The sequence below is a fragment of the Ensifer sp. YR511 genome, assembly GCF_900103045.1.
GTDB lineage: Bacteria > Pseudomonadota > Alphaproteobacteria > Rhizobiales > Rhizobiaceae > Ensifer > Ensifer adhaerens.
Genome location: NZ_FNGR01000039.1, coordinates 20067 through 34416 on the forward strand (window position 1 = coordinate 20067; position 14350 = coordinate 34416).

Here is a 14350-nt window from a genome sequence, read left to right on the forward strand (position 1 = left end):
GCCTCCCCGATTGCGGCGCTGATAAACGCGCATCGCCTTCCAGCAACGAAGGCCCGATGTGAGATACAATCACAGCCTGCGTGTGGGGCCCACGCCAACTGTATATCAGAAATTGCTCATGTGAAAGTAATGCCCTCCGCCTCGCGAACTGCCCACTAATGTCCCGAAATCTAGCTTGGTGAATCCTACAGTAGCGCCTTCCTCACTCGATTGGTTACACCTACTGGATCTCACCACGGAGGGACGCAGGAATGTTGCAAAAGAGGCGCCTGATGAAAGCAAGTGAGGTCCCGGATTTCGTAGCCGAGATGATCGCCGCCGGTTGCGACATCTGCGCTGTCGGCCATTATCTCTTTGTCGCCGGCGACATGGACCCGAGCGAGGCGGCAATGAAGGAAGTCAAGCGTATCGGTGAGAAGTTTGGCGACACCGACCCGGTCCGCCAGGAGATTGTCGATTACCTCTGGTCGATCGGCCGATACGTAGAGCTCCCGTCGGAAAGCACGCGGCACTAGCTCCGACATTGACGCCCAGCCGCGTCGCTGTACCCTACCCTTCATGTCCCTCACCACCGCATTCGTCGCCGAGCTCATCAGAGCCGCAAACCATGCCGAACACCTGACCGACTTCGAAAAACGCCGGCTGCTTGAGCGTGCCGTCGTCACGATCCGAGAGATGCGGGACCAAGTTGGCATCCCTGAGAGCAAGACTGCGGCGGATGCGGTGATTAATCTGCAAACGGTCGCCGACGGAATCGAGAGGCGGACACACGAACACGTCAAGGCGGCGCTTCTCGACGCGGCCGACATGATCCGGATTTTGCGGATTATTTTGGATGGCAAGGAGTGAGCGCGCGAGACGGTGCCTCAATGCGGCGGCAGGTGCAAAAGGCGGTCAAACGCGATCTTCACTTCAATCGGGATCAGTTCCGGACAATCCGCCAAGACCAACTTCGTGATTCTCTTCAGAACGACGTCATCCTTAAGGTCCTGGCTTGATTGCCCGATCCTCCGTAGGTACGGATAGGCCTTGAAGACTGCTTCTGCCCAGTCGTGCCCCCTCATCGTCATCGCCGCTTTGTCGTAGTTCGCGGAGCGCCCTCCGATGTAGCTGCTTGAAGCCAGTTCTTTCGGCGGGCCGAGGATTCGGGACGTGACTGCGGCAGCCACCGCCGAAAGCTGACTATCTGTTAGTTCCACGAACCGGCGCCACATCGTCTTACTGGGCAGTCCGATCTCTTCGTATCGGTCGGGAAACTCACGGCAGATAGCCGCGGCTACCAGGACGGGATCGAGAATGATGTTCTCTATCGAATGTCTGCACGCTGGTGCCATAACGAGAATCCGGTCGCTATCACGTCGCGTGCCATCCCAGTCGAGGAGACCGAACACGCTCTTATTGCCGGCTCCCGAGAGGGCGTCGACGGTCGCTATCACTCTGTCGCAGCCACCATTTACGTCGCTGCCCACCGCAATAAATGTTAGCGATCGATCTATTTCCTGGTTGTCATGCAGCGCGTCGTAAAGGGTGCTGTAGACTTCAGCATCAACGTCACTCTCTACGAAAACTTGTCGACGCCCTTCATACGACAGAGCAAGACGCGGCACGCCTTCGGTCAACAGATTGAGGGCCTCGGCCTTCGAGCATTTTGCTAATCCAGGGTGCGCTTTTCGCATCACATGGATCGACTCTTCTGGAGCTAACGCGACGGTCGAAGGAGAGTGAGTGGTCGCGATGACTTTCACATTACACTCAGCAATCAATGTCTTAATAATGATGTCAATTAACGCCTTTGACATCGACGGATGTAGCGTTGCGTCCACCTCATCTAGCAAGAGGACTTTCGGGAACGTCGTCAATTGTCGTCGATCTTCCACGAAATACATGCAAAAGACGAATGAGAGGAGAACCTTTTCACCCGAGCTCAAGCTGGAAAAATTGCACGTTTCCCCGGTATCGCAACGCATCAACAACGGCTGGTACTCACCGTATCTCAATGGATTGGGAATGTTGATTTTGAACGGGAGCCCCGCGGTCTCCAGCAATCGATTCACAAGATCCCATGGCGGAGGTCCGTAAGCATCGATGAATTCCGCTGCGCTTAGAAAGCTCTGCTTTTGACCTTTTCGAGCGGCGTTCTCAGCTAGCTCGTTTTCCAACGCCGCGTCTCTGTACCCGGCAAACAATTGCGAAAACGATTGTTGAAAGGCCCGCTGCCCCGGCAGGGCCCCTAAAACCCCACGCTGGAGTTCTGTGTCGTTCAACAGGAACAACGGCTTTCCCGCGCGACGAGCGATCACTTCTAACGCAGGCCGCATGTTGGGAGATAGAACCTCTTGTACACGGCGTTCTATCTCTGGAATCTGGGCATCGACCCGCCGTCTGACGTCTTCAACCGCGTCAGCCTCCCCCAAACAATCAATCAGATCCTCAGTGGACGCAGTGCAAATGCCGCGAACTGGATCATTCTCGAATCGAGCCCCTAGCGCCGGGTACTTGGCGTACACATCCTGCAAAAGGGCATAAGCTCTCATAGCCGTGGTCGAGGCGTCCTTAATCGCACTGCGGTATCCCCAATGCATCGTCTCGATGGCGTTGATGGCTGTTCGCTGCATCTCCTGCGGGACGATTGTATTCCAGTCGAACAGACGTATGGCGCCGTTCAGATTGTCTATCCCTTCAACTCCTACACAACCATTTTCCAACGCCTGAAGGAGGTGCGTTTTGCCAGCCCCATTGGCACCAGTAATGAGTGTGAAATCAGGAAGCTCCATCGCAGGGAATGTAGATATGGAAAGGTGCGGACGTACAAACCTGAGATGCATGGTTGAGAGCGACGCCTTTGAGTTGCGATGACTCAGTTGTAACCAATACAGAGCAGCTCGAAAACTGGTTTCGAAAGAAGTCTACAAAACAAAGAAAGGCCCGCCACCTATTAGGGTAACGGGCCTTGACTAGCTGGATGTTCTGGCTGAGCGCTGCTCAAAAGCGCGGTCAAGCCGCTCATGTACGCCGTCAATGCGGTTGCCGATGCCCTCAATGGCTCGGAGCAATTGTGCGGTCTGCTCCTGAAGTCCTGCCTTCGTGGCGAAGGTCTCGGCGGAGTGAATGCGAAAGGCGGCTAGGTCTGCAGCAACTTTATCTGACCGATCCTGAACCTTATCAGCCTTATCCTCGGCCACCTTCACCTTAGCCTCAACACGCGCCCACACGCGCCAGCCAGCACCGGCCAGCATCAGCATGAAGCCTACCACGCCCATAATTTCAGCGCCGGTCACGGCTTCACCCCGCAGAGCTTCGCCAGCTTCTCATTCTCCGCTAGGATCTGGCGCTTGGTGCCTTCCGTCATCTTGTCTTCGACGGACGGCCTAACGGGGCGCGCGACGTCGCAGTAGCTACCGGCCGTCACGCAGCCACTTGCCGAGAGCGCGATCAACATCGCTGCCCCCCATGTTCTGAACCCCATCTTCGACGGCCCTCGCCTGTTTTATGGCTTTCGCGTTTGCCTTAGCCTGCTCCGCCTTGGCGTCAGCCTTGCCGCTGGAGCGTCCATAGAAAAAAGCACCCGCGACGATCGCGAGTGCCATACCGACAGGAGCCATCCAGCCGGTGATGCGGGACCAGATTACCGCTGTCAGCGCGCCAATCACGTCGGATGCCCCACCTTGCGCGCCCACTGCCACCAAGCCACCGGAATAGCACCGATCGCGGCAGCAATTCCGGCCTCGATGCTTGCCGCGACAGCCGGGTCGTCGGTGATCATCGACCTGACTTCCTCGCCGATGTAGCCAGAGCCGTAGAGCCAACCGGCAATCATGTAGAGGGCGATGCGAATCCAGACCGTCATTTCTTGCCCCCCTTGAGAAGCGCCAGCAGGAAGCGACCGAGCGCGGCCCAGAAGCCACCAGAAACGGCGGGTGCTGCAGGCGCGGCGGCGTCATAGCCAGCGGTGCGTAGCGCGGCCTCGAAGGCGCGGCCGTATTTTTCAATGCGCGCGCCGTTCGCCTTCACGTCGTCATTGATGATCGCGCGCGAGGCGGCGTAGCGGTAACCGTCGGCGGCGTCGTAGTCTTTCAGCTTGCGGCCGGTGAAGATGCCGCCCGTCATGCCGTCAAAGAGGATGCGGACAGCCACAGGCATTTTACCCGCGTCGTCAGGCACACCCGCTATGCCAAATCTGGCATAGTTGTCGCGGCCGGTGATCTGTGCGAGACCCCTTCCCCGGAAAAGCCAGCCGTCATCATCGCCGGTGTTGCCGAGCCTGCCGCCGTAGACCTTGTTGGCCAGCTTGCGCTGGTTGCCGGCATACGGCGCGGCGGCGGCAAGCGTCGGGAAACGGCTGGGCCAGACTTCCGTCAGCCGTTTTGCTGAGTAATTGAGGTTTTCGCTGACCGGCTGCATGGTGCCGCCGGTCTCGTGGTGCGCTTCGGCCAGGATTGCAGCCAGATGAGCCATCGGCGTGCCGCGGCGCTCGGCTTCGTCGAGAATCGCGTCGATGCCCTGCACTTGTGCTTTCATGTTGACAGACAAGGGCGAGCGCACCGCCGCGAAGAATTTCGCGCGGTCCATTGTGGTCTCCTGTGGTGGTGGTGGTGTGGGCCCCGCTATGGCGGCTAGGTCGGCGGCAACACCGACAGGGGAGATGTCTCTACGCTGTAGTTGAGCAAAAGGTTAACTTCTTCAACCTAAAAGCGCTCTGATTATCTTTGGGGCCTATATATATGAGCGAAGAGACATATATCCAAAATGAGGTTACGCTGGGCAGCGTGTCCTTTGAATTGCCGGGCGAATGGCGCCTGGGCGAAGATGTCCCCTTTAACAAGGACAATCTTTCTCCCGATCTTTTCCATTACGTGGACATCAGGTTACGCGCTTTCGATAAACGCATCGAATTTAAACTCGGCGGCCCTGTTTGGATTGATGATATCTATCTCTCAGACGGGTCGGTAGTCATCCGAAGCAAGCTCGTCACGACGGCCGCCGTGCTCGTGGTGTTGAACCAAGGTTATGACCTTGTTTCGAAGTACGAAGACTTCGAAGCCGGCGCCATCAAGATTATCGAGCGCATCGAATCGGCCGCAGACTTCGCCGCGAAAGCCATGCCGGATGCTGTAAAGTTCCAGTTCGTCCCCGCGGAGCCCTTGGAAATGAGGGAGGACCTAATCCACGGTCGTCGCGTCGTTAAGGGATCGCGGCCGAAAGGTTACGGCCGCTGAAACGGCGAGTTTGACAGCATCATCACTAAGCTGCCGTCTTATGGGTCTCGTTCCAAAGTTCCATCAAGCGTGCAACGCTGATCCCAGTGAGGACGGAAGCCTCCTTGAAGGACGAGCCAGAAGACAGCATAGCGAGAGCGGTTTTTTCTTTGTCGGTCACGGGTCGCTCCAATCGATTGCATACCTAGGGAAACTCGGCCAGTTGCTGCGAGTTCCTTACATGCGATATTGCTAATGTTGTGCGCGTTCGGAAGAAAACAAGTCCAGAATTGAGTGCAGCGGCGAAAACCGCTGCACAAACTCCCTTGGCGGGCTGAGCGCTAGAAGTTCCTTGAAACTTCACGCCAGTTCCCAGACCCATTGTAGAGGAACGTCATGATCCCGCCGCTGGCGACTGTGGCGTTCACGGCCCCCTTCAGGACGAGGTTAGCACCGTGGGTCAGCGTCAACGCGCTCTGGAAAAGCAGGCTGACGACTCGGTCTTCTGTGGACGCGCTAAGAGCGGAGATAGTCGTGGTTCCACTGATTGTCAGGAAATCACCCCAAGGCAAAAGCGTAATAGTTGCGGCCGACGCGATCACCTTAGAATTCGACGCGACGATGTTGTCGCATCGTTTTGGAGTTCCGAGCAGCCCGAGCGGGCCGTCTGCAGTAATGTCGCTGACCACGTAACCGGCCGAGCTGGCAGAGTACGACACCGGAGACGTTCCGCCACCGTTCGCCACAAACCGAGAATCTCTCAAGTTCGGTGCGACGCCGGTGGTGTTGCTGATAAATGCGGGGCCGCCATCTGGCACGCTGTTGTAGTAGAAGTTGCAGCCGACAAACTCACCGTCGAAGTTCGACGTCGCAATGTTTACGCCGTTGCTTGCATTCTGCAGGAATCGGCAGCCCGTGAACATGATGCGCCCATAATCGCCAGTCCCTATCGCGCTGAAGCCATAAGCGCCACCGGTCAGAACCGGGGAGCCTGTCGACAGACCAGCGGAAGCGAACCACGATGCGCAGAATTCGATCTCGGCTTTGTATCCGGTTCCTTGGAACCTGAAAGCTGGACCGCGCTGCGTCACATCGAAGAAGCTACTGTCGAAGAAGCAATTGGCCAGCCTCGTCTGGGGATCGCCAAGAGCGTTCATGTCCCAGTCTGCGATATCGAGGCCGTGGGTAAAGATGCCTTCCACGTCGTGCATCACAAGGCCCGTGGTCCAGTCCGTAGCCGTCGCCGATCCGGAGCCGTTGCCGCGCAGGATAATGTCACGAATGTAGAGGTTCGCCCCCTGATTGGTTGCAGCCTTAGTCCCTGCCTTGATCCCGTAAGTCGCGACAGGTGGAGCTGCCATCTGGTACGCTTTACAGCCAGAGATTTGCACCTGAATGTACTGCTTCAACCACATGAACGAATTGAAGTTGTCGGCGACCAAGTTCGTAAAATACGAATACTGGATCATCGGATCTATGCTGATGAACGCGTTCGTCCCGGTTCGCGTCACCGACGACGTCAGGCGCAAATCGCGAATGGTTAGTCCGGTGATGACGTTGGTGCCGGTTGCCACAAAAATGTGCGCGCTTGCATGGGCCACGCTGATGACAGTTCCAGAACCCATTCCGACGATCTGGATGTCCGAGCAGTCCGTAACGAATGCCGCACTGGAAATCGAGTAGGTGCCGTAGCCAAACAAAAGCGTGGTTTTCAGCGCTTTCGCGACATTGATCGCAGCCTGAATACGCAGCAAATTAGTGCCGGCCGTAACGCCTGGGGCCGCGCCAAACCACCCGACATAGATGAGCCCGGTATGTTCGCGAACCCACACCTTCGTCGCATCGAAGGAGGACTGAATGAACATGCCGTTCTGGGTATCGGCAGCAATAGCAGCCGTGTAGTCAGAGGCGTTCTTGAGCGACCAGTCGCCGTTGCTATAGATCATGCTGGTGAAGGCCGACGTTGACACAGACTGCATGTCGGCAAGCGTGACACGGCGATCGGCTTTGTTCGCCGTCGCACCAACGGCGGTCGCGGCCGCGGTTTCTGCAGCCAGTTTGGCAGCCTCCGCCGCCGCCTGTGCTGCCTCGGCAGCAGCAACAATGGCGCTAGACGCCTGATCACTGATCAGCCGGAACGTCGATCCTGATACAATGCCAAGCACAATCATGCCGGCTACAAGACCGCCGGCGGCAACATTGTTGCCCGTGTTCGTCTTGATCGTGAGCGCCGAGCCACCATTGAACGATATCGTCACCGGCGAAGTCGTGTTGGCTTCGAAAATGCTCGTCCAGATCAGCGCCGAGCCAGACACCGGAATGCTCGTGGTTGCCTGAATGGCGTTCGCCGTTCCGGCGCCAGCATCGCTCGCGACGATGAACGAATAGGGAAGATCCCCCAAGCGGAACCAGCTACCTGTGCCGCTCGCGCCGATCTTCTCGTAAATTCCGTTCCTGTCCGCGATGGCATCGCCCATAACCCACGCCATCGCGTGTGCCGACTTGTTCAGGTCAGCGTAGAGGCCGTCTCTGGAGGAATAGATCAACCCGCCGGCCGAGACAAAGGCATTGATCAGCCCCTCCACCCAAGCGCCCCAGCCTCGCAGGTTGTTCTTCTTGATCTTGTGCGGCCCTGACGAAGGCACGCCATCGGTCTCGTAGTCGCGAGCGACTTCAGCCATAGTCAAGGCCATGCTTGCTCCATGTAAAGAAAAGGCCCGCGCGATGGCGGGCTAACAAAATGTGTGATTGTCTGGTGGCGTCAGGTGACGACGAACGAGCCAGTGGCGACCGCTGCCGCTGCAACTCCCGATGGGTTGATTGCCCTCAGCCACGCGTAGTAGGTGCCAGGGGCCAAGGACGTCACGACGCGCAGGTCGACTGCGCTCGGCGGGCCGTATTCGGTTGCTGCCAGAGTCGCTGTGCCGAGATTGTTCGTCGTGTTGATGTAGATCCGACAGGCGAAGTAGTTCGCGCTGTTCGGCGCGGTCCATTGGAAAGTCGCTTGGCCGGCAGCCGGCACAGCCGAAACCCCGGTAACCACGCCAGGCGCGACCGGGTCGGCGGTAGCGGTAAGGGTAATATACGACGTCCAAGCGGATGATGTGCCGCCGCCCCAGGCTCTCAGCCTGACGCGGTACTGCTCACCGTCGACCAGATAGGCAGATCGGACCTGAACGGCGCCGGCCTGAGAGAATACCGACTGCACGCCAGTAGACCCCGACACGCGGTCATATTCCATTTCATAGGTCAGCACGTCGGACACGAAGTCCCACGTTCCGAGAATGAAAGCCGCCGTGGAGCCGCCCGTCACGACCTCAGTCTGAATGGTCGCCGCGAAGTTTGCCGGCGCAGGAACGCCACCGGGCGGCAAGGGTTCGACAGCTTCGCCTGGCTGGCCCTCTTCTGTAGCCGCATTGAAAGCATACAGAGACGGCGATACCAGGATGCCGGAGAATGAAATCCGCATGTTGCGCAGGTCGATCGTCACGCTCGAAGTGATCTCGACCACCGCCTCCGCCAGCCCTCGAGACGGGTAGTGAACCCTCACGAACCGCCGGTACGGCAAATTGCGGATGCCCTCGGCGGTGTAATCTGCAACGATCGAGACCTTGCGCGCATTAGCTCGGATGAATGTCAGCTTTTGCTTGCGCTGGCAGTGGTTGTGGCTCTGGATCGCGGCATTGTCGAATGTGCGCGTGCGCTCCGTGTTGTCGTCGACGACAGCGTACGGATCTCCATAGATCGCCGCATCCTCCGTGACATAGTCCTTGGCGGTGTTGACGAACCGACCGCGGACGCCGAGTACGGTGTTCGCGCGCCGCTTGTTCTTGTCTACCCGAATGCTGAAGACGCTGTCGGCGGTGAGCCTGACGTCAGGTGCTACGTATTCACCGGCATGGACGCCGATCGTGCCATCCGCGCGTTCATAGACGACCATCTCTGCGGCCTCGTCCATGATGCGTCCCACTTCGATCGGATCGTTACTGGCCCGGAACCAGAAGCCGCCGTGATAGCGCTTTTCAGTCCCGCCAGTCCGGTTCGTGACGTTCTGGTCGCAGACGTTGGCCGCATTGATCCAGTCAGGCAGATACATCGCGCTGTAGGCCATCTTGCCGCCGACTGGGTGGCAGAGGTGCCAAAGGCGCATCAGCGCCAAATTCCGCGAGAACTCCCACGTATTCTGATCGTACCACCGGTGCGACCCTGAGCCGCCTTGCGTGCTATCCTTGCGTGGATCATAAAGCAGCGCGCCATCACCGACGGCCGAGTGCTCTGGCATCTGGTTCGGGAAGACGTCGAGATGCTTCTTCTGGTCGACAGTGCTGACGCGCATGTAGACAGACGCAAGCCCGTCTCCGCGGCAGTTATTGTCCCAGATCGTTGGGAAGGCCGTTACAACATCAGAATAGGCCGTCTCGGCGTTCGCGCCGTTGTGGGCCAATATCTTGACCGCAGTGCCGAAATGCGCAGGCGACGTGACCGTGCCGCTGCCGTTGATCGTGACTTTTTCGTCATGCAAGTAATGCTGGGTAAGGCCTTGAATGCGGTGACCGGCCCAGACGATGATGTGGTAGGCCTTGCCGCCGGTTTCCTCAAGAAAGACGTAGTCACCGCCCTTTTTGGCGCTGCCAAGAACATACGCAAGAGACGGCACGCTCTGCTTGAGATTGTAGCTTCCGTCGTCAGGCTTCGGCACCTTCGGCTTCTCGACGAGAAAACTCTGAAGGGCCGCGGCGCCAAACGCCAAGCCGCCATAAAGCAGGGCCGACGTGCCGAGATAGAGAGCGTTGGCCGCGCCCACGCTCGTCGCGATCGACGATACGATCAGCGCGATGGTGTCGATGATGCCGGGCAAGTCGCCCTCCGATTTAGATTGTCCAGACGGCTAGCGTTTGTGCCGTCATGCGGCCGAAACTGCCGTGCATACGCACGAGCCACCCGCTGCCATCGTGGATGGCGCCGAATTGCCGCTTGATGTTCGCTGGGCTGCCGATCACGGCGATATCGCCCGCTGACGGATGCTGAATGCGCTTGGCGGGCTTGGGGATGCAGGACGACACGAGCGGCACTACGCCGCCGTGGGCCGCAATTATCAGCCGAAAGCCTTCGTCGCTGTCGTAAGTGCCGCGGAGGTGCTCTGCCGGGTCCGGATGGCCTAGCCACACCGCCCAGTCTGCCAGCACCATGCAGCAGTCCACCTGGCCTGGTTGCCAAGGGCGGGCGTTGTTGTGGGTGATGAAAGATTGCAGCGGTTTATGGCGGTCCGTTACCAGTTCGGCCATTTGATCGTCTGGTCGCGCATCAGCGGCACGCGCTTGCAAAACTCATCGTCGGCCGCAGAGGGGTTCAGCAAAGAAGAGCGAGCCCGCTGGTCGACGTCGGAAAGGACGGCGCCATTGGTGACGGTTCGCAGCGTGAAGCGGTTCGTCACCTCAAGATTGACGATCGATTTAATGCCGTCCTCGGTGGATTCGTCGGCAACGTCGAGGTTGTCGATCTCGCCGGTGAAGACGACAATCGGCTCGCCGTCAGGCTGCTCAAACTCGTCGAGGATCTGCAGCTTGACCACGAACGGCGAGCCTTGGACGCTCGTCGTCTCGTCATAGTCCCATATGCTGTCGGCGACCGACTGGCTGATCGAGATAAGCGACAGCGCGAGCGTGAACGCCTCACCGTTGATGGCTGCCTCGATCGACTGCAGCGCGTCCTCAGTGAACTGCGCCGGCCGATAGAAGTTGCCGTCGCCGTCAACAAACGTGCCGCCTGAGCCATCCCAGACGCGAATGGGGTCTTCCCCCGGCAACATGACGTCGCAGAGGATGCGTAGCGATTTGATTGCCATTCACCCTCCGGCGACTATGTCGCGTTCCAATAATCCACCGCTTCCACGAAGCTGACCGATGGTGAGGAGAACTTGCCGACCGCGTTCTGGTCGATGTCCATGCCGCGGTCCTCCGCTAGGTGGCAAAGGCACGTCGGCTGGTCGAACTCAAGATCGGCGCCGGCGGGAATGAGCTCGCGTACCGACGGCGAAATCGGCAATGTCCAGATGTCGCCGTCTACGCTGGTAACCGGCCCGGTCTCGTAGAGGGCGTGATTGTAGCTGAAGCGCACGCCCACGAGGTTGTCGTCGGCGTTGATGATCCGCAGCCGGATCGACGTTGCGCCAACCGGCGTGACGCCATCGGTCACGACCGAAATGGCGCCCTGCACGTATGGTGTATCGTCGTCAAAAGGCGCGTCGTCGCTGTGCTCGGTGTCGATCACCGGCTCGAACTTGCCGGAAACGTAAGGTGCCGATAGCGAAGAGCGGACGCGGACGGCGATCAGACCGGAGCGGCCGCCCAGTTTTTGCCGGATTGCTTGCCAAGTGCGCCATGCGTCGCGATTGCGGTTCTGGAGAACGATTCCGGAGTAAGATATCTCCCAAAAACCCAAATCCGTCCGAGTTGTGGGCTGGACGCCGCCGAGCGTACGGCCGCCGCTCCTTGTGAAGGGCACCAAATCCGCTGACGCGGTTTGGGGAGTGAGTGTGCAGAGCGGCCAGGTTATGATTTCGCTCATCTCCACTCCCCTCCGGCCTTGGTAGCTTGGTATTTCGCCATAGCGGCGGGCGCCTGTTGGTTGGCGGCCGAGACGATCTTTGGGCTCGCCGAAGCGACTTCCTGCTGGCTCACGCTCTTAACGTAAGCCTGGAGTTGCCCGTCATTATCGACGCTAACGCCCACCTGCACCTGTACGGCCTGCTGGCCGCCCATCTTCGTCCCGCGAGGCAGAACAACCTCGCCGCGCTGCAGGATGGCCGGCACTTCGCCAGGCTGAAGCCCAGCGACGCCGCCAGTATGGTAGCGCTTGGCGCCGGCGAATGTTGACGGCGAGACCGAACGACCATGACCGTACCCATCGCTGCCGGCGACACCTCCGCTATGGAGGATGCCTGGAATAAGGAAGCCACCCAACAGGCCGCCCTTACCGCCGCCTCCGCCAAAAAGGCCGCCGCCAGAGAACAATGAGTTAAGGCCGATCTCGATGATCTTATCGAGAACCTTGTTCAGGGCGTTGCTCAGAGCCTCGGCCGCAGATGCACCATTGCGCATGTCGCTGATGAAGCCGCCGACAACCTCCTGGCCGAGGCCAGAAAACTGCTTTGCCGCGTCAACGGCCTTTTGCTGCGAATCCTTCAGCCTGTCACTGGCCGACGAAGCTTTCGCGTAGTTTTCGGCTAGGCCCTCGATCTGCGTTCGCAGTTCCGGGGTGATTTCAAGCCCTGCGCGCTGAGCCTCAGACAGCAATTGCTGCTGAATTCTCGCTTTTTCAACGGCATAGCCGTAATCGTTCACAAGCGGGTTTAGCCTAGCCTGCGCCTCGTATTCTGCATTTAGCGCGGCGATGCGCGCTTGGATCTGCTGCACATCGCCCTGGAAGAGCTCCGCCGGCGTCTTCTTGCCGCCACTGAGCCCGGCCTCTGACATCGAAATGCCGGTTCCGGAGAGGAACGATTGCGCTTCTTCATTGCGGCGGCGCTTGTTTATTCCGCCGTTGTCGCTGCCGAGCGCGGAGATCGCGTTTGCTACGGCTTCAGCTCCGCCACCGCTCTCTATCGCTGCGACGATACGCTTAGGTAGCGAGCCGTAGTTGTAGGCGATGCTGGTAAGTGCCGCCTGCTGAGCCTCATTAAGGCTGTTCCAGGTGTCGACGCCGATCGCCTTCTGAATGCCGTCTTGGAATTCGACTAGGCGGCGCTCAAGGTCTCGCTGCGCATCCGCCAGAGTGACGACAGTGTCTTTGGTGACCTTCTCGATCTGGCCGTTGGTGCGCGTGACGGTATCGCTGCCAAAGCCGACCCGGAAGGCGTTTTCGTCCCACTTCGCTTTGGCAATGAAGCCCTCGAAACCCTTGACCATCTGCGCCGCGGCGCTCTCACCGGCGATGCGATATTTCTCTTCACCAGCGCGAAATGTGTTGAGCTGGTCCTCGTTGAGAAACTGGCCGCCGCCAGAAAAGATCGGCGACAACTGGCCAAGTGGCGTCTTGTTCACCTGCGCCTGCAGCGATGAGAAGTTCTTCGCGTACTCGGCCACCTGCTGGATGGCCTGCGTCATCACCGGAATCAGATCATTCTTGACCTTCGACGCGATCGTCGTGACCGCGTCGCCGCCGGCAGTCCCCATTCCGAGCGCCGCAGCGGTCATGGCGGCAAACGTTTCCTTTGCCTGCTCACCGGTGACGTTGATTACTTTCAGTCTTCGCTGCGTCTCCTCAAGTGCATCCTGCACTGGGAATAGTTCTTGAGCCAGCTTTCTTGCCTCTGCGGCAGCCTCTCGAACTGGCTGTGGGGCGTCCTTGGCATTTTCAAGCTTGATCATCTCTGCGGCAAATTCGCGGAGCGCCGGCACTTGCTGTTCCAACAGGCTCATGGCCTTGTTGGTCTGGTCAATTATGTCGCCGCCACCGAACTCAGAGGCGGGGATGTTGCGAAGTCCACGAGTAACGTCTTCGAAGGTGCTTTCCGCGGTCTTTGCCAGATCCCCAAACTTGTCTTTGAGCTTCTGGAGTTCGACTTGTTTTGTGGCATCGGAGTATTCCTTAACGCCCTTCTCTGCGATGCCCCATGCTTCATCAAATGACTTGATGACGTTGGCGTGTTCTTTCAGCAGAATTTCGGAATCGGGAACGCCGCTAGACAGCGTGGTCAGATATTGGACCGCAGCGCCAGTCAGGCCTATCAGCGCAAATGACGCCAACGACACCGGACTAACCATCGATGCGAAAGCGCCTCCAAGGGTCTTCACGGCGCCGACAATGCCGCCGCTGCCTTGCAGAACCTGCGAGACCTGACTGCCCTGTTGCACCATGATCGTGAACGGAGATGTGCCGGAGGCGAGCCCCATAGCAATGTCGTTTAGCTGGAACGAGAGGTTGGAGACAGCCGCACGCTGAGCACCAAGAGAGCGCTCGACCTTGCGGCCTGAGTTCTCCGCGTTCTTTGCAATGTTGTCGTTGGCTCCCTTGAAGGCGTTCTCAGTGTTTCTGGCCGCCTTCTCTGCCGCCTTAGCGATGGACGCCAATTGCTTTTCGAACTTCGCCTGCGTAGCCTCAATCGAAACTAGAAGGCGAGCGGTGTCATCATTTGCAGCCACAGGCACCTCAAG

General features: G+C 58.7%; 14 protein-coding genes. 3 read left to right on the forward strand and 11 right to left on the reverse strand.

Going from position 1 to position 14350, the window contains the following annotated elements:
• The first annotated feature begins 272 nt into the window (after positions 1-272).
• Positions 273-515, forward strand: a complete 243-nt coding sequence (locus BLU15_RS33900; protein ID WP_090301562.1) for a hypothetical protein — start codon at positions 273-275, stop codon at positions 513-515.
• 43 nt (positions 516-558) lie between these two features.
• Positions 559-849: a hypothetical protein gene (locus BLU15_RS33905; RefSeq protein ID WP_090301490.1), complete on the forward strand. Its 291-nt coding sequence runs from the start codon at positions 559-561 to the stop codon at positions 847-849.
• A 17-nt stretch (positions 850-866) separates the two neighbouring features.
• Here BLU15_RS33905 and BLU15_RS33910 read toward each other — a convergent pair whose 3' ends face one another.
• The 5 genes from BLU15_RS33910 to BLU15_RS33930 all read right to left on the reverse strand — a co-directional run bounded on the left by BLU15_RS33910 (position 867) and on the right by BLU15_RS33930 (position 4569).
• Positions 867-2825: an AAA family ATPase gene (locus tag BLU15_RS33910; RefSeq protein WP_090301492.1), complete on the reverse strand. Its 1959-nt coding sequence runs from the start codon at positions 2823-2825 to the stop codon at positions 867-869.
• Positions 2826-2954: 129 nt separating this feature from the next.
• The gene (locus tag BLU15_RS33915) at positions 2955-3278 is read right to left on the reverse strand and encodes a hypothetical protein (protein WP_090301494.1); all 324 of its coding nucleotides are present in this window, start codon (positions 3276-3278) and stop codon (positions 2955-2957) included.
• Positions 3275-3439 carry a hypothetical protein gene (locus BLU15_RS39730; protein WP_176960443.1) on the reverse strand — a complete coding sequence of 55 codons (165 nt, stop codon included), beginning with the start codon at positions 3437-3439 and terminating at the stop codon, positions 3275-3277. The genes BLU15_RS33915 and BLU15_RS39730 overlap by 4 nt, the downstream gene beginning before the upstream one ends.
• A 207-nt stretch (positions 3440-3646) precedes the next feature.
• The gene (locus BLU15_RS33925; protein WP_060600557.1) at positions 3647-3847 is read right to left on the reverse strand and encodes a Pam3-gp28 family putative phage holin; all 201 of its coding nucleotides are present in this window, start codon (positions 3845-3847) and stop codon (positions 3647-3649) included.
• Complete coding sequence (locus BLU15_RS33930) at positions 3844-4569, reverse strand: hypothetical protein (RefSeq protein ID WP_090301495.1); 726 nt, start codon at positions 4567-4569, stop codon at positions 3844-3846. The genes BLU15_RS33925 and BLU15_RS33930 overlap by 4 nt, the downstream gene beginning before the upstream one ends.
• Positions 4570-4721: 152 nt before the next feature.
• Here BLU15_RS33930 and BLU15_RS33935 point away from each other — a divergent pair, with 152 nt between their 5' ends.
• A complete protein-coding gene (locus BLU15_RS33935; protein ID WP_090301498.1) occupies positions 4722-5216 on the forward strand; it encodes a hypothetical protein in 495 nt (164 codons plus the stop codon).
• A gap of 320 nt (positions 5217-5536) precedes the next feature.
• On the opposite strand, the gene BLU15_RS33940 is transcribed toward BLU15_RS33935, so the two are convergent.
• From BLU15_RS33940 to BLU15_RS33965, 6 genes are all read right to left on the reverse strand, one after another.
• The gene (locus BLU15_RS33940; protein ID WP_143034319.1) at positions 5537-7888 is read right to left on the reverse strand and encodes a hypothetical protein; all 2352 of its coding nucleotides are present in this window, start codon (positions 7886-7888) and stop codon (positions 5537-5539) included.
• Positions 7889-7956: 68 nt separating this feature from the next.
• Positions 7957-10053 carry a phage tail protein gene (locus BLU15_RS33945; RefSeq protein WP_090301502.1) on the reverse strand — a complete coding sequence of 699 codons (2097 nt, stop codon included), beginning with the start codon at positions 10051-10053 and terminating at the stop codon, positions 7957-7959.
• A 13-nt stretch (positions 10054-10066) separates the two neighbouring features.
• The gene (locus BLU15_RS33950) at positions 10067-10480 is read right to left on the reverse strand and encodes a DUF6950 family protein (RefSeq protein WP_176960444.1); all 414 of its coding nucleotides are present in this window, start codon (positions 10478-10480) and stop codon (positions 10067-10069) included.
• On the reverse strand, positions 10465-11040 hold the full coding sequence (locus BLU15_RS33955; protein ID WP_090301506.1) for a hypothetical protein: 576 nt from the start codon (positions 11038-11040) through the stop codon (positions 10465-10467). Before BLU15_RS33955 ends, BLU15_RS33950 begins: the two co-directional genes overlap by 16 nt.
• 14 nt (positions 11041-11054) lie before the next feature.
• Positions 11055-11762, reverse strand: coding sequence for a hypothetical protein (locus BLU15_RS33960; protein WP_090301508.1), 708 nt, complete (start codon positions 11760-11762; stop codon positions 11055-11057).
• The gene (locus BLU15_RS33965; protein WP_090301510.1) at positions 11759-14338 is read right to left on the reverse strand and encodes a phage tail length tape measure family protein; all 2580 of its coding nucleotides are present in this window, start codon (positions 14336-14338) and stop codon (positions 11759-11761) included. Before BLU15_RS33965 ends, BLU15_RS33960 begins: the two co-directional genes overlap by 4 nt.
• Positions 14339-14350 lie beyond the last annotated feature (12 nt).

What these genes read in the sequence shown, in the direction of transcription:
- BLU15_RS33900 (WP_090301562.1), top strand. Translation starts at nt 273, where the DNA reads ATGAAAGCAAGTGAGGTCCCGGATTTCGTAGCCGAGATGATCGCCGCC.
- BLU15_RS33905 (WP_090301490.1), top strand. Translation starts at nt 559, where the DNA reads ATGTCCCTCACCACCGCATTCGTCGCCGAGCTCATCAGAGCCGCAAAC.
- BLU15_RS33910 (WP_090301492.1), bottom strand. Translation starts at nt 2,825, where the DNA reads ATGCATCTCAGGTTTGTACGTCCGCACCTTTCCATATCTACATTCCCT.
- BLU15_RS39730 (WP_176960443.1), bottom strand. Translation starts at nt 3,439, where the DNA reads ATGTTGATCGCGCTCTCGGCAAGTGGCTGCGTGACGGCCGGTAGCTAC.
- BLU15_RS33925 (WP_060600557.1), bottom strand. Translation starts at nt 3,847, where the DNA reads ATGACGGTCTGGATTCGCATCGCCCTCTACATGATTGCCGGTTGGCTC.
- BLU15_RS33930 (WP_090301495.1), bottom strand. Translation starts at nt 4,569, where the DNA reads ATGGACCGCGCGAAATTCTTCGCGGCGGTGCGCTCGCCCTTGTCTGTC.
- BLU15_RS33935 (WP_090301498.1), top strand. Translation starts at nt 4,722, where the DNA reads ATGAGCGAAGAGACATATATCCAAAATGAGGTTACGCTGGGCAGCGTG.
- BLU15_RS33940 (WP_143034319.1), bottom strand. Translation starts at nt 7,888, where the DNA reads ATGGCCTTGACTATGGCTGAAGTCGCTCGCGACTACGAGACCGATGGC.
- BLU15_RS33950 (WP_176960444.1), bottom strand. Translation starts at nt 10,480, where the DNA reads ATGGCCGAACTGGTAACGGACCGCCATAAACCGCTGCAATCTTTCATC.
- BLU15_RS33955 (WP_090301506.1), bottom strand. Translation starts at nt 11,040, where the DNA reads ATGGCAATCAAATCGCTACGCATCCTCTGCGACGTCATGTTGCCGGGG.
- BLU15_RS33960 (WP_090301508.1), bottom strand. Translation starts at nt 11,762, where the DNA reads ATGAGCGAAATCATAACCTGGCCGCTCTGCACACTCACTCCCCAAACC.